The organism is Pedobacter miscanthi (assembly GCF_003315595.1).
GTDB lineage: Bacteria > Bacteroidota > Bacteroidia > Sphingobacteriales > Sphingobacteriaceae > Pedobacter > Pedobacter miscanthi.
The window spans coordinates 1-25,841 of the sequence record NZ_QNQU01000004.1 but is presented as its reverse complement, the minus strand read 5'-3'; the positions used below and the strand labels follow the sequence as shown (position 1 = coordinate 25,841).

Annotated in this window: 19 protein-coding genes and 1 tRNA gene; 6 read left to right on the top strand and 14 right to left on the bottom strand. The window is 40.1% G+C overall.

Annotation, left to right across the window (positions count from 1 at the left end; all coding sequences use genetic code 11):
• Window positions 1–12: 12 nt before the first annotated feature.
• Window positions 13–3,156 (bottom strand): SusC/RagA family TonB-linked outer membrane protein, encoded by a 3,144-nt coding sequence (locus DRW42_RS05480; protein WP_244215198.1) that lies wholly within the window; start codon window positions 3,154–3,156, stop codon window positions 13–15.
• Between the two features lie 511 nt (window positions 3,157–3,667).
• On the opposite strand from DRW42_RS05480, the gene DRW42_RS05475 reads away from it, so the two are divergent.
• Window positions 3,668–4,651 (top strand): aldo/keto reductase, encoded by a 984-nt coding sequence (locus DRW42_RS05475; RefSeq protein WP_113947830.1) that lies wholly within the window; start codon window positions 3,668–3,670, stop codon window positions 4,649–4,651.
• A 293-nt stretch (window positions 4,652–4,944) separates the two neighbouring features.
• Here DRW42_RS05475 and DRW42_RS05470 read toward each other — a convergent pair whose 3' ends face one another.
• The 9 genes from DRW42_RS05470 to DRW42_RS05430 form a co-directional block, all read right to left on the bottom strand.
• Window positions 4,945–6,501 carry a RagB/SusD family nutrient uptake outer membrane protein gene (locus tag DRW42_RS05470; protein ID WP_113947829.1) on the bottom strand — a complete coding sequence of 519 codons (1,557 nt, stop codon included), beginning with the start codon at window positions 6,499–6,501 and terminating at the stop codon, window positions 4,945–4,947.
• A gap of 25 nt (window positions 6,502–6,526) precedes the next feature.
• Window positions 6,527–9,727 (bottom strand): SusC/RagA family TonB-linked outer membrane protein, encoded by a 3,201-nt coding sequence (locus DRW42_RS05465; protein ID WP_113947828.1) that lies wholly within the window; start codon window positions 9,725–9,727, stop codon window positions 6,527–6,529.
• A gap of 853 nt (window positions 9,728–10,580) precedes the next feature.
• A complete protein-coding gene (locus tag DRW42_RS05460; RefSeq protein ID WP_113947827.1) occupies window positions 10,581–11,504 on the bottom strand; it encodes a ketopantoate reductase family protein in 924 nt (307 codons plus the stop codon).
• A 249-nt stretch (window positions 11,505–11,753) separates the two neighbouring features.
• Window positions 11,754–14,021 (bottom strand): catalase/peroxidase HPI, encoded by a 2,268-nt coding sequence (gene katG / locus DRW42_RS05455; RefSeq protein WP_113947826.1) that lies wholly within the window; start codon window positions 14,019–14,021, stop codon window positions 11,754–11,756.
• Window positions 14,022–14,205: 184 nt separating this feature from the next.
• Window positions 14,206–15,918, bottom strand: a complete 1,713-nt coding sequence (locus DRW42_RS05450) for an ATP-binding protein (protein WP_113947825.1) — start codon at window positions 15,916–15,918, stop codon at window positions 14,206–14,208.
• Window positions 15,919–16,230 carry a circadian clock KaiB family protein gene (locus DRW42_RS05445; protein ID WP_113947824.1) on the bottom strand — a complete coding sequence of 104 codons (312 nt, stop codon included), beginning with the start codon at window positions 16,228–16,230 and terminating at the stop codon, window positions 15,919–15,921.
• Window positions 16,231–16,232: 2 nt separating this feature from the next.
• The gene (gene kaiB, locus DRW42_RS05440) at window positions 16,233–16,520 is read right to left on the bottom strand and encodes a circadian clock protein KaiB (protein WP_208643508.1); all 288 of its coding nucleotides are present in this window, start codon (window positions 16,518–16,520) and stop codon (window positions 16,233–16,235) included.
• On the bottom strand, window positions 16,520–18,271 hold the full coding sequence (kaiC, locus tag DRW42_RS05435; RefSeq protein ID WP_113947822.1) for a circadian clock protein KaiC: 1,752 nt from the start codon (window positions 18,269–18,271) through the stop codon (window positions 16,520–16,522). Before kaiC ends, kaiB begins: the two co-directional genes overlap by 1 nt.
• Before the next feature lie 350 nt (window positions 18,272–18,621).
• On the bottom strand, window positions 18,622–19,386 hold the full coding sequence (locus DRW42_RS05430) for a hypothetical protein (protein ID WP_158544281.1): 765 nt from the start codon (window positions 19,384–19,386) through the stop codon (window positions 18,622–18,624).
• Window positions 19,387–19,841: 455 nt separating this feature from the next.
• On the opposite strand from DRW42_RS05430, the gene DRW42_RS05425 reads away from it, so the two are divergent.
• Window positions 19,842–20,468: a DUF4240 domain-containing protein gene (locus DRW42_RS05425; RefSeq protein WP_113947820.1), complete on the top strand. Its 627-nt coding sequence runs from the start codon at window positions 19,842–19,844 to the stop codon at window positions 20,466–20,468.
• Window positions 20,469–20,670: 202 nt separating this feature from the next.
• Here DRW42_RS05425 and DRW42_RS05420 read toward each other — a convergent pair.
• From DRW42_RS05420 to DRW42_RS05405, 4 genes are all read right to left on the bottom strand, one after another.
• Window positions 20,671–20,747, bottom strand: a tRNA-Ala gene (locus DRW42_RS05420).
• A gap of 124 nt (window positions 20,748–20,871) precedes the next feature.
• Window positions 20,872–21,078, bottom strand: coding sequence for a hypothetical protein (locus DRW42_RS05415; RefSeq protein ID WP_113947819.1), 207 nt, complete (start codon window positions 21,076–21,078; stop codon window positions 20,872–20,874).
• Window positions 21,079–21,147: 69 nt separating this feature from the next.
• A complete protein-coding gene (locus tag DRW42_RS05410; RefSeq protein WP_113947818.1) occupies window positions 21,148–21,792 on the bottom strand; it encodes a chloramphenicol acetyltransferase in 645 nt (214 codons plus the stop codon).
• Entirely contained in the window at window positions 21,789–22,484 is a 696-nt protein-coding gene (locus DRW42_RS05405) for an HAD family hydrolase (protein ID WP_113947817.1), read from the bottom strand. The genes DRW42_RS05410 and DRW42_RS05405 overlap by 4 nt, the downstream gene beginning before the upstream one ends.
• Window positions 22,485–22,563: 79 nt before the next feature.
• Between DRW42_RS05405 and DRW42_RS05400 the strand changes: the two genes are divergently transcribed.
• The 4 genes from DRW42_RS05400 to DRW42_RS05385 all read left to right on the top strand — a co-directional run bounded on the left by DRW42_RS05400 (window position 22,564) and on the right by DRW42_RS05385 (window position 25,580).
• Window positions 22,564–23,208, top strand: a complete 645-nt coding sequence (locus DRW42_RS05400) for a Crp/Fnr family transcriptional regulator (RefSeq protein ID WP_113947816.1) — start codon at window positions 22,564–22,566, stop codon at window positions 23,206–23,208.
• A gap of 315 nt (window positions 23,209–23,523) precedes the next feature.
• Window positions 23,524–24,132, top strand: coding sequence for a hypothetical protein (locus tag DRW42_RS05395; RefSeq protein WP_113947815.1), 609 nt, complete (start codon window positions 23,524–23,526; stop codon window positions 24,130–24,132).
• 258 nt (window positions 24,133–24,390) lie between these two features.
• Complete coding sequence (locus tag DRW42_RS05390; RefSeq protein ID WP_113947814.1) at window positions 24,391–24,900, top strand: flavodoxin family protein; 510 nt, start codon at window positions 24,391–24,393, stop codon at window positions 24,898–24,900.
• A 53-nt stretch (window positions 24,901–24,953) separates the two neighbouring features.
• Entirely contained in the window at window positions 24,954–25,580 is a 627-nt protein-coding gene (locus DRW42_RS05385) for a carbonic anhydrase (protein ID WP_113947813.1), read from the top strand.
• The last annotated feature ends 261 nt before the right edge of the window (window positions 25,581–25,841 follow it).

Here is a 25,841-nt window from a genome sequence, read left to right as displayed (position 1 = left end):
TTTCGTCATTTTTTAAAGGGTAACATTCAGTCCGAAAGTATAAACTCTTGGGGTTGGTACAGGATTTCCGTTGCCATCTGCCGTTTGCGGATCCCATTGGTTCCAGTTTGGCGCATAAACGCCTGCATTACTTACATTGGCATATATTTTTGCATTCTGGATTTTCAATTTGCCCAGTAAATCTTTTGGCAGACTGTAAGCAAGGGCAATGGTATTTAACCTGATAAATGAGCTTTTGCGATAAGAGTTGAAACTTACACCGCTTAGGCCGGAATTTAAGCGGGCATAATCATTAATTGGGTTACTCGGGGTCCAGTAAGGCACCACATAAGAGCTCGAACGAAAAAAGCCAACACTGCCCGGCTGATTTTTGGTCTGGTTATCGGTTCTGAGCTGCCCCCAGCTTGATATTAACTGAAATGAAAAATCGAAGTTTTTATAGATATTGAAATCGTTACGGAACGACCAGTTAAACCTTGGACTGCGGTAGCCGATAAACTGTTTGTCCAGATCGTTGTAAACATAATTGCCATCCACATCAAGCAATTTAAAATCACCTGGTTTTATACCTTTGTTAAATTTATTGGCTTCGGCCACTTCGTTTTCCTGCCACACGCCTAAAATTTTATATTCCCAGATCACGTCGATATCTTTACCTATAAACCAGCCATTTCCCGGGTCATCATTCGGTGTTGCCAAAGCCACAATTTTATTGCGGTTAAGCGAAAAGTTTGCCGTGCTGCTCCAGGTGATGTTACCACCTGTAAAGTTTTTAGTGGTGATCCCCAGTTCAAACCCCTTATTATTTACACGACCGAGATTGGCATTAACATTTACATAGCCCCCTGCCGATGGTAATGTTTGGCTTATTAAAAGGTCGGATGTTTTCTTATCATATAGTTCGAGCGATCCGCTGATGCGGTTGTTTAAAAATCCAAAATCCAAACCCAGGTTTAAAGATTTCGTTTTTTCCCATTCCAAATTTGGATTTGCCAACCTGGAGCTATTAACTACCGTATTTACTTCAATAGGCGTACCACTACTGTTTACTGCCTGGTATTTGCCCCCATCCAGAGTTTGCAATGCCACATAAGGATCTATCACGTTATTATTATCGCGAATTTCGCGGTTACCATTAATACCATAAGAAAGGCGGAGCTTTAAAAAGTCGATCCATTTAGCCGATTTTAAGAAACTTTCTTCACTTACCGTCCAGGCTACCGCTGCTGCCGGAAAATTGGCACGTTTTTTAGCAGCTCCAAATGCAGAATAACCATCTCTACGGATCGAACCTGTTAAGGCATACCTACCTTTATACGAATAATTTACCCTGGCCAGTAAAGCATCGCCAGTGTATACTTTATCATCGCTGCTTACAGTTGGTTTGTTACCACTTTGTATGTTATGATAACCCAATACATCTGTTGGGGCGAAACCTTCGTTACTGGCTATGGTATACCAGGTAGAGTATTTTTCACTGTTAACCAATAAGGTTACATCCACGTTATGATCGGTGGCAATGGTTTTGTTCCATTTTAAGAGGTTATCCAGTTGCCAGTTATACCTGGTTTCCTGAGCCCTTGATGCCGAACCACCGGGAGTAGCAACATTTGGATTTTTTGAAGATAAGTGGTTAAAGGTGCGGTACTGATCTAAACCAGGGCTGAAATTTGACTGATAGGTAATACCAAAAGGCAATTGTACCTTGGCATAAATACTACCAAACAGTGTACTTTGTTTTTGAAGCCTCGAGTTATATGTTTGATCCAGAAAAGGGTTACGGGCATTTAAACCGTTGTCATCAGTCGGGATCCTTCTTAAAGAACCATCGGCATTATAAAAATCGCCATATGGAGATAAATCAGGCAATTGTGAAAACTGCGCTTCAATTGCACCTTCATCGCGGTCGGCAAATTGCAGGTTCATGCCCAGGGTTAAAAATTTAGCTGCTTTTCCTTCCAGGTTTAACCTGGTACGGAAAGTGCTGAAACCGCCCCCAGCAATTATACTTTCATTTTTAAGGTAACCTAACGACATGTAGTAAGAAACTTCTTCTTTTTTTCCGCTAAGGCTTAAAGTATGATCCTGGCGTTGACCGGTTACAAAAAGCATGTCGTACCAATCGGTTGTTTTGCCGGCAAGATAATTAGCTTTCTCATTGGCCAATAAGCCCAGGCGACTTAACCACAGATCGGTTGGGTTAGTGGTTGTTTGTCCGTTTAGCCATTGTGTTAAAGTTACCCCTTCTGGTAAATTATTGGGATCGTTGTAAATATACGGAGGATTAACACCACCACTGCGTTGCACATCGGCACGCCAGTTTAAAAAACCGGGACCATCGTATACAGGTTGATCATGGGCTAAAGTAGCCATACCAAAGTTTACATTTACATTAATGGTTGGTGCACCGCTTTTTCCTTTTTTAGTGGTAATAGCTACAACACCTGTAGCTGCCTTGGCACCATAAACGGCAAGCGAACTCGCATCTTTTAATACATCTACCGATTCGATATCGTTGGGATTGATATCAGACAACTGGCCGATATAAATAACCCCATCCAAAACGATCAATGGCGAAGTAGTACCGGTAAGGGTAGTTTTTCCACGTACCAGCAGGTCGCCGCCACCTTTGGCGCTGTTGTTAAAACCCACACTTAAACCGGGTATATTACCCCTGAGGATGTCGGTAACGCTATTTGGATTTTCATTTTCGAGCTGTGCAGCTTTAATACTTGATACGGCTCCGGTTACATCTTTTTTCTGTGCTGTACCATAACCGATTACCACTACATCATTTAATCCCTGCGAGGCATCTTCTAAAGTAATATTAATGGTGCTGCGCCCATTTAAAGGAACTTCCTGGGTGGTAAAACCGATAAAGGTAAATACCAGGGTTGCATTGGCATTTTCTGTTTTAAGGATATATTTTCCCGCAGCATCGGTAAGGGTTCCAACCTGCGTATTTTTTACCCTTACGTTAACCCCCGGAAGGGTTACACCTTTATTATCTTTAACGGTACCCACAATAGTGGTTTGGGCAAAAGCGCTAAAACTCCCCAATAGCGCGAGTAGCGAGACGGCCAAAATTTTTGCTTTGCCCGTGCAGGTGCGCTTGAGGCAAAGCAACATGCCCCATTGATTGTAAATTTTACTCATAGTTATTGTATAGTTAATGTTAGTTTATTGTTGGTCCTTCTCATAACTGATAAGGGTACAATCAGCTCACGCAATAAAACCACGTCAATAAAATGGGATATAGCACGAAATGATCAGTTAAAAAGACTTTCAGAAAACAGGATAATATCAGCCAGAAAAAATTTGAACTGCACCAGGATACCAGCGCATCAGTTGACTCTTAAACATAGTTATTCGGTTAGACTTATTAATCTAATATAAAAACGACCAGGGCGAGATGTAAAAGACTATAACCCAAATAAAGCTAAAATCTGCGTCAGCGTCGATTTACAACGATGTAATTAATTCGGAAGTTTAGATAAGTTACCTACAGAAATTGTGCTAATACAATATCTCCTGATGTAGCGAAGGATCTTTTATACCCCTAAACAAGCAAACAAACTATCATTTTTCTGATAGCAAAATCCTATTTAACTTATTTTGATAATACTACGGATTTATGAAATTTTGCGTTCATAAAAACACATAGATCATGGAATATAGAAAATTAGGAAATACAACGCTCAAATTATCAGCCATTTCGTATGGCGCTTTCGCCATTGGTGGCAACATGTGGGGCGGAAATGAAAGAAAAGATTCAATCGACGCCGTTAAAGCATCAATAGATAACGGGATTACCACCATTGATACAGCACCTTTTTATGGCTTTGGGTTGAGTGAGGAAATTATTGGCGAAGCCATTAAGGATTACGACAGATCGAAAATACAGTTATTAACAAAATTTGGCCTGGTTTGGGACGGAAGCAATAATGTCAAAGGAGAACATTTTTTTGATGCAGAAAACAATGGAAAAGCAGTGCCGGTTTACCGCTACTCAAGCAAGGCATCGATTATTAAGGAAGTAGAAGATAGCCTTAAACGCTTAGGAACTGATTATATCGATCTATTACAACAGCACTGGCCTGATCCGACTACGCCCATCGAAGAAAGTATGGAAGCAGCAGCGCAGTTAATTAAAGATGGCAAAATACTCGCCGCAGGACTTTCTAACGCAGACGTAACACTTTTAGAAAATGCAGCAAAAGTACATCAGCCGGCTTCAAACCAGGTATCATTTAGCATGCTGAACCGGAGCATCCAAAATGACCTTATCCCTTATACTTTAGAAAATAATATCGGTATCATTGCTTATAGTCCGATGGAAAGAGGGCTTTTATCCGGCAAATATTTCAGTAATGAAAAGTTAAAGGCCGACGATCACCGTAACGGCTATTTCAGTCAGTTTGATCTTGAAAAAGTAAAAATATTTTTAGAAAATATAACACCGATTGCCGAAGCAAAAAATGCAAGTGTGGCGCAACTGGTTTTACGCTGGACAACTTTGCAGGAAGGCATTACTGTTGTGCTTGCAGGAGCCAGAAATGCAGAACAGGCCATATCGAATGCTGCAGCCATGAATTTTGAAATTAGTAACGAAGAACTGGCCTTTATTAACGGGGAGCTGGAGAAATTGTAAAGCGTCGTCATTTCGAACGCAGTGCACGGCAGTTAAGAATCTGTCTCGAGATAGATCTCTCCCCGCCTGTACGGGCAGGCATTTCGCTGCGCTTCATTCGAGATGACGTTTTTTATGAGGAAGTGCCGACTGCAAAAAACACAAAAAAACGGGTAGCTGATCAACTACCCGTTTTTTATTAAAATCAATTTAATGTATTGTCATGCTGTCCCGAGTTCGGATCAGCATCTATCTTGCAAAATAGACCCTGAAATAAATTCAGGGTGACGACCGCAAAAACAAAAAATCACCTATTAATAACCCGTATTTTGGGTTAAATTAGGATTGTTCTTGATTTCCGGAGTAGGAATAGGGAACAGCAAATGTTTGGTTTGCAAAGCCTGGTTTACACTTTTATTAATGTGACCAACAAAATTATCGAAACCATTGGTACTCTCATTATACACTTTACGCAAACGTACCATATCAAACCAGGTAATACCCTCGTAACATAGCTCGTGCCAGCGTTCTCTCCATACCGCTTCTTCGAACTGGGTTTGGCTTAAACCGGCAAGTTCGGCCAGCTGAGCCCTTTTCCTGATGGCATTTACAGCGGTATAAGCAGCTGCATTTGGTGCACCATCGGCTCGGTTTTGCGCCTCAGCATAAATTAACAGGGTTTCGGCAAAACGAATCTGTGGAATGTTTAAATCACTTCTGCTGGTACCTTCCACACCTAATGTACCGTTTGCAATTACATCAAAGTGTTTAAAAATATAAGGCTTGCCACGATTGATTAAAGGCAATTTAAATCCATCAGTATAATAATCGGTAAAGAAATAGCCATCCCTGTTTTTAGCCCTTAAATCGCCGGCTTCATAAGAAGCATAAAAATCCTGGGTTGGAATAGAAGTACCAATTCCGTCGATTTTAGAAACCAATGGCTGGTGCAAAGGCAGATAAGAAGATTGAAGAGGATTACCTGCTCCGGCAGCATCATTATACTGAATCCCGAAAAGGTGCTCTAACTTGTTATCGTTTTTGGCATCGCGTATAGCTGCATAAGTAGTATACAAGCCTAAACTACCGGTGTTTGCACTGGCATAATCAACCACTTCTTTTGCTTTATCGGCAGCTAACCTGTAATAAGCGGCACCTTTGTTTAAAGGCTGACCGGCCATTGTTAAATACACTTTTGCCAGTTCTGATTTAATGGCCGCCGTAGAAACCCGTCCGCTGGCATCCATATAAGGTAAACCTGCAGCTTCTGCCGAAACAAGATCGTCAACAATCTGCTTGTAAACCTGCTCCTGGGGTGTTCTTGCCGGTGAAAAATTAGGATCATTAGGACTTGTAATCGGTTTGGTAATTAACGGCACATCGCCCCATAAACGAACAAGGTAGAAATAGGCCCATGCCCTGATGAAAGAAGCTTCGCCTAAAATCCTTTTTTTCTGTGCAGCATCCATCGGGTTAATGCCCGGCACTTTATCCAATACCAGATTGGTTTGGGCAATTACTTTGTAAAAACCATTCCAGTTCTGATTAACATGCAGGTTTGATCCATCGTAAATCAGTGAATATAAGTTGTTCAGATCTGAATTCTGCGCCGTTTCTGTCGTCTGGATACCTGTTGGGGCATCGAGCATTTGCCAGTTATTGGAGAAAATCCCGGCGCCACCGCCTATAAACCTGATTTCAGAATAAACCGCGGCAATACCTGCCTCAGCATGTTCGGGCAGGGTATAAAAACTGTTGGGCGAAAGATTGGTCGGATCGGTTTCATCCAAAAATTTCTTACATCCCGAATTACCGATAACAGCACCACCAAGCAATAACAGTGCAGCGATATTTTTTATATTTATTTTCATTTTAATATCCTTTCTTTAGTTAATATTATAATCCGATGTTTAAGCCCACCATGAAAGTTGTCGGTTTTGGATAATCGAAAAATGTTTGTCCCTGCGCAAATACATTCCCATAAGTGGTTACCTCCGGATCGTTACCGGTATATTTGGTAGCCAGGAAGAAATTCTGAACAGATGCATATACACGTAACCTGTTTAAACGCAGTTTTTCTACCAGCGTTTTGTTAAAGGTATAACCAAGCAAGAGGTTTTTACCGCGAATGAAAGAACCATCTTCGAGCCAGTGTGTATCTACGTTGGTAACATAACCGGCAGCCTGATCCCTGATGGCGGCAATCGGTGTGTTCTGGTTTTGAGGCGTCCATGCATCTAATACACTTGCAAAACTATTGGCCTGTACCTGTCTGTCTTCACCAGAGTGGTGGGTCATGTTGAGTACATCATTGCCATAAGAATATTGAAGTTCAACAATAAAATCGAAATTTTTGTAACGGAAAGAGTTAGAGAACGATCCCCATCCTTTTGGCGATCCGTTACCGATAATCTGACGGTCGGCATCGGTAATGGCATGGTCGCCGTTTACATCCAGGTATTTAATATCGCCCGGAAGCAGGGGTTTACCACCACGGTAACTCACATATTTTGCAGCCTCTGCCCTTTCGGCCTCACTCCATGTACCTAAACGTACCAATCCCCAGAACGAACCTACCGGCTCGCCAACCCTGATAATACCGGTTTGGTTGGTGAAATTGGGATTACCTACACCAAAAATATCATCCGGTGTGGCCAATGAAAGTACTTTATTGCGGTTAAGTGAGATATTAAAAGCTGTTTTCCAGGTAAAATCATCGGTTTGAATATTCACGGTGTTGATACCTAAATCTAAACCTTTGTTCTGCATCGAACCAACATTTTTCCTGATTACCGAGAAACCAGAAGTGCGTGGTACCGGTGCATCCAGCAACATATCTGTTGTTTTTCTGTAATACAAATCGGCTTCTAAATTGATGCGGTTATTAAATAAACCCAGTTCTAAACCGGCATCAACCTGAGCAGTTTTTTCCCAAACCAGATCCGGATTGGCCAACCTGCCGATACCGATACCGGTTACCCTGGTATCGTTAATAATGGCCGAATTGTTAACCAAAGTAGCCAGCGATTGATAAGCAGGCAACTCGGAGTTACCACTTAAACCATAACTGGTTCTCAGCTTTAAGTTAGAAATGGTTTTGTTTCCTTTAAGAAAATCTTCGTCTGAAGCTTTCCAGGCCAGGGCGGCAGAAGGGAAAAAGGCAAATTTATGGTTCTCTCCAAACTTCGACGATCCATCTACCCTACCGGTAAAAGTAACCAGGTATTTATCTTTAAAGGCATAGTTTAACCTTCCAAAATAAGAGTTAAAGGCCGATCGGTTACGGCTCGAACCCACTGTGATGGATTTACTGCCCGAACCCATATTATTGTTGCCATAAAAATCGGTTACAAAATTTTCTGCATGACTGGTGTTGCTGAAGAAATTAGTAGCCTGCCACGAAATACCCAATAAAGCATTGATAGCGTGCGATTCGGCAAAACGTTTGTTGTAGGTTAAGTAATTCTCTAACGACCAGAAAGTTTCCCTGTCGTTGGTTACGTTCGCCGTTCCGTTCTGTCCGTCTGAAATACCATATAATTGTTTCGCATTGTACTCATTAATGTTACGGCTAACAATATTGGCCCCCAACTGGGTACGGAATTCGAGATCTTTAGAAAAACTGATGGTCGAGTAAACACTTCCCAGCGAAGTTTGCGTAATCATATTATAACGCTGATCGGTTAAAATGTGCACCGGGTTAGAGCCACCCTCAGCCCAAGGGATCAGTTTATTATCGCCCCATTTGCCATCGGCCAGTTTTATCGGAAGGAAAGGGAATGCTTCGGTAATCATACGCACCGAGTTTAATCCGCCAGTTCCCTGATCTACAATATTTTCGTCCTGATTGTTATAGCTTAAATTACCACCAACTTTTAACCAGGTTTTAATTTTACTTTCGAAATTAAACCTGCCGGAATAACGTTTTAAATAAGAATTTAATAAAAGACCTTCATCATCGCGGTAGCCTACAAAAACGCCATAGGTATTGTTCTCATTACCGCCTGTAAAACCCAGCTGGTGGTTTTGCGAAAGTTTGTTCTGGGTTGATTCTTTTAACCAATCGGTGTTATAAAGCGGGTTTCCACTACTATCAAAAAACTGCGGTAATGCTATCCTTGCTGCCTTTGGAACCGGCGTAGAAGCATAGTTACCTGCTGCCCAGCCTGCCGGATCGTACACCTTGATGTTTTCGTAAGCCAGATCCTGAACTTTTACATATTCATAGGCATCGAGCATTTTAACATGGTGCGGCCCCAAAGTGTTGATACCAAAATCAGCATCGTAGGTAATGCGCTGCGAATTGGCTGTTCCTTTTTTGGTGGTGATTAAAATTACACCGTTGGCACCCCTTGCACCATAAATTGCAGTAGACGATGCATCTTTTAATACCTCTACCGATGCAATATCGCTTGGGTTGATAAAATCAATGGCGTTACTGTTCTGTGTTTGGGTAGTTACCGGTAAAGCCACTCCATCTACCACATAAAGCGGGTTGTTACTGGTATTAATGGAACTAAAACCCCTGATTTTAATGTTTGTTTGTCCGCCTGGCCTACCCGAGTTGGTATTTACCTGTACACCCGAAATACGACCGGCCAAAGCCTGGTTTAATGATGGTGCCGGACGTTCCTGTAGTTCGCTGGCCTTTACCACACCTACCGAACCGGTAAGATCGCTCTTTTTCACCGTACCGTAACCAATTACCACCACATCATCCAGTTTACTGGCCTCTGCCACCGCCAGTTTAATACTTAGGCTGCTCTGTTCTCCTACGGTAACATCCTTGTTCTCGTAACCTACATAAGAAAAGCGCAGTACATCTTTTGGATTGGCTTCGATACTAAATTTACCGGACTCATCTGTTACCGCCGTTTTACCCGAGGTGATGTTTTTTATGCCAACACCGGGGATAGGCATATTTTTTTCATCCAATACGGTTCCCGTGATCACTTTTCGGCTCTGAATATGCCCGAAAGGCGCTTCAGGCTCAGAAAATCCACTTGATTTTGCTGTAACCGGATTCATTGAAAATGCAGGACTGTTGAGCAGAAAAAGCACAGAAAGCCCTGAAATCTTGAGTAGATTGATTTTCATTTAGTTTAGCTTTAGTTAATGTTTAGTTAATTATCTATCATTCACCCTAATCGGGTAAAACGTTTTATCAATTATTCAGAACATCAATAATTGACGGTAATCATCATTAAATTAATCAGAAGGCTTTGGATAATAGACGGTAATGTAACCGGGAATTACATCTTTAGAAAAGGATAAACATACATCAATGTAAACTATATAGTTATACAGTGCACAAAAGGGATTAAATGTACCTAGGCTCTTCATTATATTTGGTTATGGATAAAACGATTTATCTACTCAATATTAACCATTTTAGTATAAAATCAAGAATAAAATTTTGTTACCAAAGGCTTACTTTAACGTATAGATGTAATTACAGTAGTATTAACTTTACAGTTATTAAAAATTTTGAATAAGTTCCAGATGTAAAAAAAACCAAGACCTAGCGTCATGGTTATGTCATAGGCATTTTAAGACTTATTTTAATTTTGGTTCAAAAAATCTGATAAATTTTATGATCTGGGTCAAAATTTTAAAATATTGACCCAAAATAAAGTTTAATAAAGGGTGTTATCATCTTTACTACATTGCATCCCTTTACCAATTAAATAGCTTCATAAAAAGTGGCGTCATCTCGACTGGAACGTAGTGGAATGGAGAGATCTATCTTGAGATAGATTTCTCGACTGCGTTGCACTCCGCTCGAAATGACGACACGGAGAGCTCACGCTACTGAAAATTCTAATCAAATATCGAATTCATAATAAGCTTCTTTTGTGCTATACTTTGGCAATTTCTTAATCTGGTCGTATTTTGCAAATGAGTTATAATATTTCCAGGCACTGTTATATGATTAGCCAAATAATTAGCCTTATTCCCTAAAAAGCTCAGATTTAAGCTTCGTTATTTCGCCGAGCATTAAAGTAAAAGACAAATCCTGCCCAGAAAGGTTACCTAGCTTCGATATGGCAAAATTTAAGGTTTCAATTTCTGTTTCGCGTTTGTTGAGTATATCCTGATAGGTCGATATTTTTTGTCCATCGGATGCTTTACTGATGTTAAACACATTTTGAACCAGCTCATCAACAGTTAGCGCAATGCCGTTTGCATTGGCAACAGCAATACATTCGGTTATTACTTTTTTACCCAAAGCGAGTGCTGCTTCATTCCGGTGAAAAACACCATTATCTATTTCGAGCAACGGACAGATGGAATTGAAAACACAATTGGTAATTACCTTTTTCCATACAAAAGGTTGGATGTTTTCTTCGCTTCTAAAGGGAAAAAGATCGGTATTAATTTGCGCGATGATCTGCTTAAGTTCTTCGTTTGAACCTTTTATCGTTCCTACAGGCGATGGCCCAACTACTTTTAAGCGTACATCTTTTTTGTTCTCCAGCGCCTGACTGGTCGTCATGAGCACACATCTGTACAGTTGGGTAAAACCCTTGCTGATAAAAGCATCTTCTATGCCAAGTCCGTTTTGGAGGAAAACTATTGGCAAGTCTTTACCATAGCGCATCAGGCTTTCGGCTAATTTTTCGTTTCCGAAAGATTTATTGGCCAGCAGGATCAGCCCATTAAGTGTTGAATGATTGGCAAAAGTACTGATGGTTATCGCTGCACTAACATCCTGATCTCCAGAGCTTACGTTAATGTTTTCCTGATCATCATCTTCACCATCCACACTTCCACGGATAATGGTTACCTTTTTCCCATTTAAGGCAAGTGCAACAGCCAATCCTTTTGCAATTACACCATTACCTATGATGTAGATATGCTGATTTGCGTCCATTATATGATTTATTTAATTGTTGAACAAATAAATTGCGTAACCAGTTACGCATTAGGCAAATATACGAGATCAATAATAGATAATTTCCTTTATTTTAGTTTCTTCCGTAACCTATTTTTTGATCTGGTAGTCTAAAAACGCACTTATTGAAGGGGTGTATTCTAATTAAAGGTACTTTAAACGTTAATTTTTCCAATAAAAAAGGCTCCCGATTTTAAACGGAAGCCTTTACCAAATTATATTTTTCTATTACTTCAGATCAAAACGATCTGCATTCATGATTTTATTCCAGGCAGCTACAAAATCTTTTACAAATTTTTGCTGCGCATCTGCACTGGCATATACTTCGGCAATAGCCCTTAATTCAGAATTGGAACCAAAAACAAGGTCGGCACGGGTTGCGGTCCATTTTGGCTGACCAGTTGCACGGCTGCTTCCAATATAGAGTTCTTTATCTTCGGCAATGGCTTTCCACTGGGTTTCCATATCCAAAAGGTTTACAAAGAAATCGTTGGTAAGCTGACCAGGTTTATCGGTTAAGATACCATTTTTTGAACCATCAAAATTAGTATCCAATGCACGCAAACCACCAACCAGTACTGTTAATTCAGGAGCAGTTAAATTAAGTAACTGTGCTTTATCGATCAAAAATTCTTCTGTAGAAACCTTCGATTTTGATTTGCGGTAATTACGGAAACCATCGGCAAGAGGCTCTAAATAGCTAAAAGATTCTACGTCGGTTTGCGCCTGCGAAGCATCTGCCCTGCCAGGCGTAAAAGGAACATTAACTGAATGTCCTGTAGCTTTTTCTACCGCAGCAGCACCGGCCAATACAATTAAATCGGCTAATGATACTTTTTTACCATCTGCTTGTGTTCCGTTAAATTCCTGCTGGATTTTTTCGAGCACCGTTAATACTTTTTGTAATTGCGCAGGATTATTCACTTCCCAATCTTTTTGCGGTGCTAAACGGATTCTGGCACCATTGGCACCACCGCGTTTATCAGAACCACGGAAAGTAGAAGCAGAAGCCCATGCGGTAGAAACGAGTTCGGCAGTGCTTAAACCACTCGAAAGCACTTTTTCTTTTAATATAGTTACATCAACCTCGTTAATCAACGCATGGTTGATTGCAGGGATTGGGTCTTGCCAAAGCAATTCTTCCTGTGGAACATCCGGACCAAGATAACGGGAAATTGGGCCCATATCGCGGTGGGTTAGTTTAAACCAGGCACGTGCAAAGGCATCGGCAAACTGATCAGGATTTTCAAGGAAACGGCGTGATATTTTTTCGTAAGCCGGATCGAACCTTAAGGAAAGATCGGTGGTAAGCATGGTTGGTAAATGTTTTTTCGAACCATCAAAAGCATCCGGAATAATGGCATCAGCATTTTTAGCTACCCATTGGTGTGCACCTGCCGGACTTTTGGTTAATTCCCATTCGAAAGCGAAAAGGTTTTCGAAGAAATTATTGCTCCACTGAGTTGGTGTGGTAGTCCAGATTACCTCCAGACCGCTGGTAATGGCATCGGCACCTTTACCAGAAGCATAACTGTTATTCCACCCTAATCCCTGGCTTTCGATACCTGCTGCTTCAGGCTCTTTACCTACATGATCAGCCGAAGCTGCGCCATGGGTTTTACCAAAAGTATGTCCGCCTGCAATTAAAGCCACAGTTTCTTCATCATCCATCGCCATACGGCCAAAGGTATCGCGGATATCTTTCGCCGCCAGGATTGGATCGGGGTTACCATCCGGTCCTTCAGGATTTACATAAATTAATCCCATCTGTACCGCAGCAAGTGGTTTTTCGAGGTTACGCGTGTGCACGTCGCCATCTGCGTCATCGTCGGTTACTACCACACCATGTGTTTTATGTGCACCGTCTGATCCATGCGCATAACGAAGATCGCCACCTAACCAGGTAGTTTCCGAACCCCAGTATACCGACTCATCTGCTTCCCATACATCTTCCCTGCCACCGGCAAAACCAAAGGTTTTAAAACCCATTGATTCTAAAGCAATATTTCCGGTCAGAATCAATAAATCAGCCCATGAAATTTTGCGCCCGTATTTTTGTTTAATCGGCCAGAGCAAACGGCGTGCTTTATCTAAACTCACGTTATCAGGCCAGCTGTTTAATGGAGCAAAACGCTGTAAGCCTGCACCTGCCCCACCGCGGCCATCGCCTACGCGGTAGGTACCGGCACTGTGCCAGGCCATACGGATAAATAAACCACCATAGTGACCAAAATCTGCCGGCCACCAATCCTGCGAATCGGTCATCAGTGCATGAAGGTCTGCTTTTAATGCATCCAGATCAAGGCTTTTAAATGCTTCTGCATAGTTAAATTCCCCATCCATTGGGTTGGATAAAGTAGAGTGCTGCCTTAAAATATTCAATTTTAACTGGTTTGGCCACCAATCGTTATTTCTGGTGCCACTGCCACCTATGTTACTCTTCATACTGCCGTTGTGGAACGGGCATTTACTGATATCGTTCGATTCTTTTTCCATATTAATAATGTTTTGTTAATAACAAGCTAATTATCCTGTTGCTAATCAGGAATAATATAAATTTAGAGAATCGGATTAACTAATCACAATCATTTAATTCTATATAAGAATAGTTAGAATCTATGAGGGTTATAGATCAGCACTTTCGGGAAGATTTGATAGGTGATGAACCAAAAAAAAAACTTTAACCGGCAAGAGGTACACTAAAGTAAAAAGTTGAACTTTCGCCCAGTTCACTTTCGGCCCAGATTTTTCCGCCATGCCGCTTAATGATTTCTGCAGAAAGGTATAGCCCGATCCCAAAACCGGCTACCGTAGCAGTATTTGCATTTTCTACCCGGTAAAACCGTTCGAATAACCTCGGCAGGTTGCCCGGACTAATGCCCATTCCCTGATCGCTAATCTTAAATACTGCTGCATCTCCATCGCGATAACAATCGATAAATATCTCGCTGTTTACCGGCGAATATTTTATGGCATTGCTGATGAGGTTATTGATCACCTGCCCGAGTTTATCCCAATCGGCCCTGATGAACAGTTTATCGCTAAACTGGTGACTAAAATGATGACTGGTGATGGTTGTTGCATATTCTTCGATTACTTCTTTTACCAGATCGGTTAGTTCGATGTTTTTGAAATCTATCGCAATTTTTCCTGATTCTAAACGGGAAACATTTAAAAAACCATTAATCATGTTGGTCATTTTACTGATCTGGCGCTCGGCCCCTTCAAGTGCTTTATTTGAGAAGGTGAGATTTTCTTTGCGGGCTTTTAACTGAAGTACCTGAACGTAACCCTTTATTGAGGTTAATGGGGTTTTAAGTTCGTGACTTACCATGGCGATGAAATCATTTTTACGCTGCTCATCCTGCTTTTGGTCGGTTACATCCATCAGTACTGCATAAACACCTACGGCCTGGTTGTTCTGATCGGTTTTACATTTACCCACTACCCGCATCCATCTTTTTTCACCGGTAATGAGGTGTTTGATTGGATAAGTACTGTCAACCGGCGTACCTTTTGTAATGCACTTTTCGAGTACAACATTGAGTTCGGGGATATATTCCGGGTCTACAGCACTAAGCACCATATCCCAGTTAATCTCTCCAAAAATGGGCAGACCATACAGCTCACGGAATTTAGGCGACATTTCTGCCCTGCCTGTTTTCAGATCAAGACTGCAACTGCCCAATTCGCCGGCATTGAAAGCCGAATGGAGGTTATCTTCGCTTTCTTTAAGATTATTTAAAGCAATAATCAATTCATTATTTTTGGCCTCAAGTTCGAGTGTTCTGGAATGAACAATTTTTTCGAGGTTTTGATTCAGCTCATCTGCAAGCATCCGCGCTTCTTCCAGTTCGGCATTTTTAACCTGCAGGAGTTTTTCGGTTTTTTTGATCCCGCTCAGATCAGTAACAATAATACTTAACGCCAATCCTTCATCAAGATTAAGTACTTTGAGCGAAAGCTGCACTGCGATACGTTGGCCGGAAACATTTTTAATATAGAGTTCGGCCTTGGTTTCTACTTCCCAGGCACCATCAATAACTTCCTTTGCAAAATTCTGGTATTCGAAATCAACAAAATTCAGAAAATTTGAACCCATAACTTTCTCCAGCGGAGTTTGGCAGAGCGCGGCGAACTGAGAGTTGCAATAGGAAATATTGTTATCAATATCGAGGGTGATGGCACTCTCTGTCATCTGTTCAATAAAAATCCGGTAAGATTGATCTGCACTTTTAAGTGTAAAAAGCTGATGCCCGTCCTTGCCATTAACCACGAGCGCATCCACTTCTCCTGACCGGATGGCATTGATGATATCGTTAGCCTCCTCCAATTGAATTTTAAGGCTGCGATAGGCATCTTCGAGTGCTATATGTTCAATAGATTTCTCCATTTATCTTATTCCCAGCCCTATTAATACCTTTTCCAGATTTGAAAAATCGCCAATTAACCGTTTTTTGGGCGAAGGTGTTTTTTTGATCAACATCGGAATTGCAGTAACGTTTTCATCCCTTACCAATAATGGCTGCTGGTGTGCATCAATAATTTCTAAGGTATACCTGTTTTTAAGAAATTCTTCACAGATATCCCGTATATTTTTAATTGCCCTTGCAGAAACAGGCGAAGAGCCGGCTATAAAAAGCCGGAGATTAAAATGCTCACCTGCTGTACCGTTGTCAGGATTTAAACTACCATTATCTTCCATGTTTAGTCCGTAATTCTTGGGCGGATATCAAGTCCTACCAATACCTTTTCCACGTTGGAAAGATCGCCGATTATTTTCCGCACAGGCTCGGGCACTTTTTTAACCAATGTAGGAATGGCCAGGATCTGATCGCCCTCGGCAAGTTGTGGTTTTTCCAAAAGATCGATTACCTCGATGCTGTATTTACCCTTTAAATGTTCTTCGCAGATTTTTTTCAGGTTTTCTAAAGCAACTATGGATTTCGATGTTCTTCCTGCAACATACAGCCGCAATTCGTATAACTTACCCACTATTTTTTCCCTTTTTTTGATGTAGATTTTTCCTGCATTGACAAAGTGCCACGACGGAGATCGGTTATTTTTGATAACGTATCACCCATAATCTGTTTTTTCAATGCTTCTTCCACGTAAACTTTATTTAATTCTTCTTCTGCAGATTCATATTCTGACCGTAGACTATCTATTTTTGATTCGAGCACTTTACGTTTGCGGGAAAGTTCCCTGTCTTTTCTACTGATGGCCTGCTCGTGGATTATTTCGCCGGTTTGCTCAAGCAATAACCTTGCCTCTCTTGCGGATCCGGTTAATACGCCCTCTTCGGTAAGGAATACATCAACAAGATCTAATCCTTTATCGGTAATGATAAATTCCCTGATCTGGTTCGAATGTTTCATTCCCCTCGATTTCATGATATACAAACCCCTGTTGCGTTCGCCGTTGTTTTCGATATCGCGGATCAAAAGCCATGCATCAACCAACGAAGATACGCCCTCATCAGTTTGCTCATTAACAATATTGTTAAGGGTTAATGCGGTAAACATCACGGTAATCTGCTCGGTTTGTAAAAAATCAATCAGTCGTACCAGCATTGTCTTTACTTCACTTACCGATCCGATGGTAATCAGATTGGTAATGGGATCAAGAATTACCACATCGGGTTTAAATTTGCGTATGGCCTTGTGGATGGCAACCAGGTGCATTTCGAGACCAAACAATGTTGGCCGGGAAGCATAAAATTCGAGGTTTCCTTTATCAACATGTTTTTGCAGGTCCATACCAATAGAGCGCATGTTACGGATAATCTGTTTAGGAGATTCTTCGAAAGCAAAAAACAAACACCTTTCTTTTCTTAAACAGGTTGCATTGGCAAAACTGGCTGCAATACTGGTTTTGCCGGTTCCGGCTGTACCGGATGTAAGAATGCTGCTTCCTTTATAAAAACCTGCGTTACCCAGCATTTTATCCAAAGCTGGTACTCCAGAAGAAATGCTTTGAGAAGAAACATCTTTATTAAGCTCCAGTGAGGTTACCGGTAAAACGGAAATACCTTCGTCGTCAATTAAAAAAGGATATTCGTTTGTACCATGAACCGAGCCCCTGTATTTTACAATCCTTAACCTGCGGGTAGAGATTTGATTGATGATCCTATGGTCTAATAAAATCACACAATCAGATACATATTCTTCTAAACCCTGCCGGGTAAGGCTGTTTTCGCCACGCTCTCCTGTTATAACGGCTGTAACACCTTTTGATTTCAGGAACTGGAATAACCTGCGGATTTCGGCCCGGAGAATACCTTCATTTTTTAAGCCCGAAAACAAATTTTCGATGGTATCCAATACCACACGTTTTGCCCCGATACTATCAATGGCGTAGCCTAAACGGATAAAAAGACCTTCGAGATCATATTCGCCGGTTTCTTCTATTTCTGCCCGATCTATGTGTACATAATCAATGCGTATTTTTTTTTCTCTTTCGAGTTTATCAAGATCAAAACCCAAAGAAGCCACATTGGTTTTAAGTTCTTCGGCTTTTTCTTCAAAAGCCATAAATATACCCGGTTCGTTATAGTCGAGCGCACCTTTAACAATAAATTCTATTGAGAAAAGCGTTTTTCCTGATCCTGCCTCGCCACAAATTAATGTAGGACGGCCTGCCGGTAACCCGCCAAGCGTAATTTCATCAAGCCCAGAAATTCCGGTAAGTGTTTTAGAGATTGCCCCAATTGCTGGAACCTCTGGCTGTTTTTTTGTTTTAGCCATTTACAATATATTAAAAAAATAAAGCTATCAAAATTCTGTTGGTTTCCAAGCGGCACTTTAAACAAACACGGAATGCTTTAAAAGGTTTTTAAGTTATTTTTGACCAGGTATAGCGAAAAGTGAAAATCAGGCCTTAGCAATTCAGAAAGTGTACCGATATAAAAAAGGCTATACATTTCTGCATAGCCCTTTCCGGTGCACTACTTCTCATTCATGCATTTGCTCCCAATGTAAGGGAACCTTCTTTCCTTGAACTAACCGGAATTTTATGAAACCTAATCACTCTTTATTGGTATACATAATGTTTACATTATTTCATAAAAGTGCTAAAAACATTGATTTACTTGGGGTTAATGTTCTTCTACCCCAAACTTAACACCCTGTTTTGCAAAGTAATCACGTAATATCATATACTTTTGTTCGCAATCGTCCCAAGGTTTGATTCGTTTTGAACTATAACGATTTCCCTTGCAGGCAAAGCAGATTTCTACATATTCAAAAACCCTGTTTTTTTCATCAATAAAAACAATCCCGTTTCTTGGTTCGTAACAACCGGATCTACTTATAGAAATGTATTTTAGATTATTAATGGGCGTTCTGCCGATATTAAACCAGATATCGGTGAGTGCATTAACCTGTGCAGTGTCCAGTACCTTTTGATCTCGGATCTTCGAACGCTCCAGCCGGTAATGTTTAACCGGGAGCGCAATTGTGAAATCTGAGGCAGTATCGGTAAATGAAATCAGCTCGATTCTTTTTGCCTTGTTGAAGGGATATTGTTTATTCCTTTGTTCTGTTGAGAGCAGGTTAGTTTTCAGGCACTGTAAATTTACCGTGGCCAAAGAATCGTCTTTTTTGGTCATCAATGCCTGCCTGCCCTCAACTCTGGTATGGTAATTTTTTTTACCTCTTGAAATAATAAAATCATACCTATCGCCAAGTTTTACGGTAAATGAGATCGAATCAACTGCAGAAATGAATGTTACTTTCGTTGGCTGGTCGTCAATTTCAATGGGCAAAATATCGATTTTTTTCTTCGAAGATAAAATCCAAGACTTTTCGCTCAGATAGTTATCAAACCGGATATCGAGTGTATCATTTGCTGATTTTAACACTGGCAAAACAGGCTGTTTTTGACTGTAAGATTTTATTGCAATGAAAATGAATAGAGTAAGGAATGTTATCCTGATCATAACGGAGAGGGCGTGAGAAAACTAAGATAAGAAATTTTCATTATTCTGATCTACTGAACTTCATTTCAGGCCCAATCCACGCATTATGCAGACTTCCTGAATCACCTGGCTCGCTATTAAGTTTTACGTTTATTTTATATGTTTTCCCTTTTACTACACTCATTTTCTGGGTTAACAAATATATCCAAGTTGAAAATTGTTGCAAAAATTAACCTTTCTTTTCGAAGCTCATCTACGAACTTAAAGAGAATTTATATTTAATCGCCTGATAGCATTCTATTTTTACAAAAAGGAATACGATATTAGGCATGCAATTTTGATAATACGATATAACCGGATTAGACAATAAAAAATTAACCACACAACGCTCAAACCACATGGGATTATTTGACAAAATTTTTGGAAAGAAAGAAAACATACCACAGCTTGAAACAACTCAAGAAGCGATTAGCCCGACAGCAGAAATGCTGGATGAAGACCTTTACTGGAAAATTATTGAATTCTCGCTGCAACAAGCCGATAACCAGTACGACCAGGAACAGGTTTTGATCAGAGAAATCGAGAAGCTCAACCAGCAACAGATGATCGGCTTCCGCTTAAGAACCGACAAATTATTATATGACACCTACAATTCCGAAATGTGGTGTGCGGCATATATTATGAACGGAGGCTGCTCAGATGATATGTTTGAGTATTTTAGGAACTGGGTAATTTCAAGGGGAAGGGATGTATATTACGCCGCTAAGGAAAATCCGGATAGCCTGATTACCGAGGCTGATGATGAAACCGATGAATTTGAATTCGAAACTTTCTGGTACGTCGCTCTTGAAGCTTTTAAGAATAAAACAGGCGAGAATTTATACAATCATATTGATAATGAAAACTTCGAAACCAAAGAGGGAAATTATCCACAATTTGATTTTACTTGGACTGAGGAAGATCCTGAAAGCCTACAGAAGATCTGCCCCAAATTATTTGAAAGGTTTTTGGGCAATTTTGAATAACACAGCACATCTGCGACAAGCTTTTCCGGGTTAATTTTTTAACTAGCCAGGATTTTACAGAAGCAATCGGTTGATATGGATTGAATAAATTTACCGTAAGATATTAAAGATAGTATTAATGAGACTTTTCCCTAGCTCATTTTGAAAGGCTTGGATCTTTAGAAACAAAAAAGCCGATCTAAATTAATAAATCGGCTTTTAATGGTGGAGAATATCGGATTCGAACCGATCACCTCTTCACTGCCAGCGAAGCGCTCTAGCCAAATGAGCTAATCCCCCAATTTTTGAATGTTCAATAAATCAATTAAGAATAATCAAACCGATTATTGAAAACAAGCTTCCTGCCTGTGCTGCAAAAATAGCAAATACTTTCTCGATTGCAAATGATAATTTATCTTTTTAATCAATCTTTCAGTTTAAAAGCAAACATTGCCATAAAACAGATCACTGCAATGGCCGATTGCAGAGGATAATTAATAAACAAAAAGAGCACAAATGTAGTGATGAGCAGCATTACAAAAAACATAATGGCCTTAAACACAGTATCCATGTAACACATGGCTATTATGGCCAAAATATAAAAAGGAATAATAACGGCAGCTATAAACATCGCCGAAAGTAAATTCCTAATATTAACCGGGTATTAAATATTTTTTAGGTTTTATTCCTTAAGCTTTAGTTAAACGTAATGGTTAACTTCTTTTCTGTTCAATAATTCCTGATAAGCATCAACAAACTGTGCAACATGGTAGCCGTCCATCAGGGCATGGTTTACGTGGATGGACACCGGCATTATTTTTTTACCATTCTCATCGCGTACTTTACCAAAAGATATTTTCGGACAGCTATCGGCAAAAGAGAACTTCCGGGCGTGTGACATAGAAGTAAAATTTAACCAGGGCAGCGCCGAATAATGGATCACATTTTCGCCCGATGCTGAAGGGATTAAACCTGTAGTGGCCTGTACCTTTTCTATTTCCTTATTGGCTTCGATTTTAAATTCTTCAAAATCTTCATGATAATCCATATAACCAAAGCCGAAGGTACCGTTAGGGCGGTTAATAGTGGCCGCTGCATGTACAACATCGTATTTCCAAACTTCGCCATCAATAATGCGGTAACTAAAAGCGTCTATCTGGTTGGCTGCAGCAAGTGATTTGTGGAGGTAAAGCAGGAAGAACGAAACGTTATTCTCTTTTGCTTCCTGGTAGGTAGCCGTGCAGTCTACATCTACCGTTACGCCGAAGAAAGGTTCTTCGAAAGCGCTAAAAAATTTAAAATGATCTTTTCTGATCCAGGTGTTTATATCTATTTTTTCTTTCATTCTATTAATTTTGGTAAAACTTCCGCCAGACTTTCCATTTCATAAAAGTTGGCATGTTCGATGGTATGATCGATGCTTTCGTGCACCCAGGTGGTATGAAAAGGGATATGGACCGCATGTCCACCAATGTTGAGCACAGGCAGCACATCCGACTTTAAGGAATTGCCCAGCATTAAAAATTCTTCCGGTTTGCAATCCAGGTGCCTGATCAGTTTCTGGTAATCCTTTTCCTGTTTATCGCTCATGATTTCGATGTGATGGAAATACTGATCAAGTCCTGACTTGGTAAGTTTACGCTGCTGATCCAGTAGATCGCCTTTGGTAGCCACTACTAAACGGTATTTTCCGTGCAGGGCTTTCAGTACTTCCTCTACGCCTTCGAGCAATTCAACCGGCTTATTGAGCATTTCTTTCCCCAAGTCGAGTACTTTTTCTACAATTATGGGGTCAATTTTCCCCAATGTGATTTTTAGTGAAGTTTCGATCATACTGAGCATAAAACCTTTTATACCATAACCATATAGCGGCAAATTGGCCATTTCTGTTTTATATAGTTCGGCCATGATGCTGTGGCGGGGCATAAAATCTTCTAAGAGATTTGCAAACTGCTCCTCTGTTTCGCGGAAGTAAGGTTCGTTTATCCAAAGGGTATCGTCAGCATCAAAAGCAATTACGGTAATCTTATTTTTCATGGTTATGCTTACTTTAGTGCCACAAAAGTAACACAAGCCGCAGGGCTAAAAAAGGACATTTGTCTCGACTGATAAAATTATGCTACGCACCAATCTCACCTTTTTATCCTTTATCGAACGGTTTTCTGCAGAAAACAGGGAAGCCAACATTATACTGAAAAGTTTTAAATCAGGATACCGGTTTATTGAGCAAGGCGAAAAAATCAGCAATATCTACATCATAAAAGACGGGATTAGTAAGTGTTTTATCTCCGAAGAAAACGGCAAGGATTTTATTATCGAATTTTTGGGCAAAGGCGAAGTAGCGGGCGAGCTCGAGGCCATAAAAAAGATGGATTGCCTGTGTAGTGTAGAAGCGATAAGCGAAGTTACCGCCTACGTAATCCCGGATCATCTTTTTCATTCGCTGATCAGCAAGAGTAGCGAATTTACTACAATCTTACTCCAGGAACTGTCTACCCGAATTATACAAACCAGTACACGAGCCTCGTTTCAGCAGCTATATACTTTGGAATATGCACTTTTAAAATTGCTAAAACTCCAGGCCGATGAGCATATTTCTATCTCGAAAGAAGACATGGCTGCCTACCTGGGCATATCGGTAAGAAGCTTTAACAGAAGCTTAAAACAGCTGATTGATAAGGGCGGTTTTGATACCCCCGAATTTAAAAATATTTTACAGCTGGGTAACATGAAAAAACTGCTTGAACGGTTAAAACCATAAAATAGTATTATGGTATAATTTTTGCTTACAACATTTTCTAAAAAGGGCTGTAACGTTTCGGCATTTTAACACGTTTAGGTAATAAATTTAATCTGCAGCCTTTTAAAAATCAGACACACAAATAACCATAATTATACAAATGAAAAACTACAACCGCCAATTCAAATTAAGATTTCCAAGTTAATCGGTATAGAGAGCACATTCAAACATAAACTGAAAGCTCCGCTATACAATGATATCCTTAATTATCATTTAAATAAGGCGAAGGCGATAGCCGATAAGCCATTTACATTGATTTCTAATCTTAACCTTAACATGAGTGCTTACATTAACATCTACACCAATTCCTTAACAGACGATCTTATTCCAACCATTTTAAAAAGGTTGAACGAACACGAAAATGTTCTGGACTTAAACTCATCATTTTCATTCAGAAACCCTAATGGCAACCTGCCGATTGTTTTTAAATGGGAAAAACCCAGCCTGGAAATATTTAACGAGAATAACCTAAAACTTAATTTTAGTGTCTCGCTTAAATCATTCGACCTTAAAGAATACAAGAAAAAACTTTTTAAAGATAAAATCATCAAACAAAGCTTCGTTCAGAAGATATTTGGTTTATTTAAAAAGAAAAAAAGAAAGGTTGCAAAACCTGTTAAACTAAGCGCTGAAGTTGAAGCACAATTGCAAAACTATAATAAAGTTTTTTCTATAAAGTACCATTCGGGCGACGTTTTCGAAAACCATTTCGCTACACTTATCGGTGCAATTGTTACCGAACTGAGCAATGGTGTTTGTCATTTCACTCAGGAAAACACCTGGTATAATGCCAAAAACGTATTGAGGGAAACATTGGTTAACCTATACACCTTAGAAGAACTGCCTAACCACATCAACAAAAATGCAGTAGCTGTTGCCAGCTAAAAAATACTGGAATATTCTCGTGAGAAGTCCTCATTTCGATGAGGCTTTTCTGCCGAAGAAGCAATCTTACTGCTATGGGTTATAGCAATAGTTGTAAGATTGTTTCGTTCCTAGCAATGACGTTTTTTTTGTCTATCCATAAATAAGACCTGAGTGCAGTCTGAGCTCACGGAGCCTTACGTATATTTTCCCCCAATACCTGTAAAACGATTAAACATTTAAGAGCGTAACTTGTTATTTAAGCAAATAAATACAGGCATGCCCGATATATTGATCATAAATGGAAGCGCAAGGTTAAATGGAAATACCCAAAAGTTTATCGGTAAGCTAACCGAAGAAATACCGCACGATCAATTGAATTTACTGGAGCATTATTTTCTTCCCTACAACTACGAAAATCAATATCCTGGAGAAGATCGCTTTGATTTTTTTGCTAAGGAAATCCTCTACCACAAGCACATTATTTTTGCCACACCTGTTTACTGGTATGCCATGAGCGGAAGGATGAAAAACCTTTTCGACCGCTTAACAGATTGGGTAACCCTGAATAAAGAAGTGGGCAGAAACCTGAAAGGCAAAACGGTACATTTAATTGCCGTAGGTACAGATGCCGACCTGCCGGATGGTTTTACCACACCCTTTTATATGACAGCAAATTACATGGAAATGGATTACAAAGGACATGTTTATTTTAATTCGGATGAAACACTAACTGATGAAGAACTTACCGGAATCAGGAAATCTTTTTTTAGTTTTATACCTGCATAACAAACAATACCAATTATAATTTATATACCCAAAAACGCTATTTAGAGCCAAATATGAATGTAGAAGACGTTTTTAAGAACAATGAAAAATGGATTGCCGAAAAACTGGCCATCGATCCTGATTATTTTACCGAATTATCAAAAGGACAAAGTCCGGAGTTTTTGTATATCGGATGTTCGGATAGCCGTGTTACGGCAGAAGATTTAATGGGCATACAACCCGGACAGGCTTTTGTGCATCGAAACGTGGCCAACCTGGTAAACAACGTAGATTTAAACGTAATGACGGTTTTAAATTACGCTGTTCGTCACTTAAAAGTGAACCATATTGTAGTTTGTGGTCATTACAACTGCGGAGGTGTTAAAGCGGCGATGCAACCGGCCGACATGGGCATACTGAATCCATGGTTGCGTAACATCCGTGATGTTTACCGCATTCATAAAGATGAGTTAAACGCCATTGAGGATGAAGGTGCCCGTTATAACCGCCTGGTAGAATTGAATGTTCAGGAACAATGTGTAAACCTGTTAAAAACCGCAGCAGTACAGGAAGCCATTACCAACCGTGGAATAACAGTACATGGCTGGGTTTTCGATATCCACACCGGTAGATTAATTGACCTTAAAATCGATTTCGAAAAGATTTTGAAAGACATTAAGGAGATTTATAATCTTTATTAGGGCCGGCTATCATCGTCCTCGTTTGTAACGGGGATGAATGAGAAAAGCGATTTTATCGCTACATATATTTCTCTATTTGTGCATTATAAATGCACCTCTCGAAAATCCTCGTTACAAACGAAGACTATATGGATTTAAAATAGAAAAACGCTTGCGCTCGTTTCCAAACGAGTGCATAAATAGCTGAACGATTCTATCGTTTACAAACGAAAAATTATTCGGGGCTGACCAAAAAGGTAGATTACTAATTTGGTCAGCCTC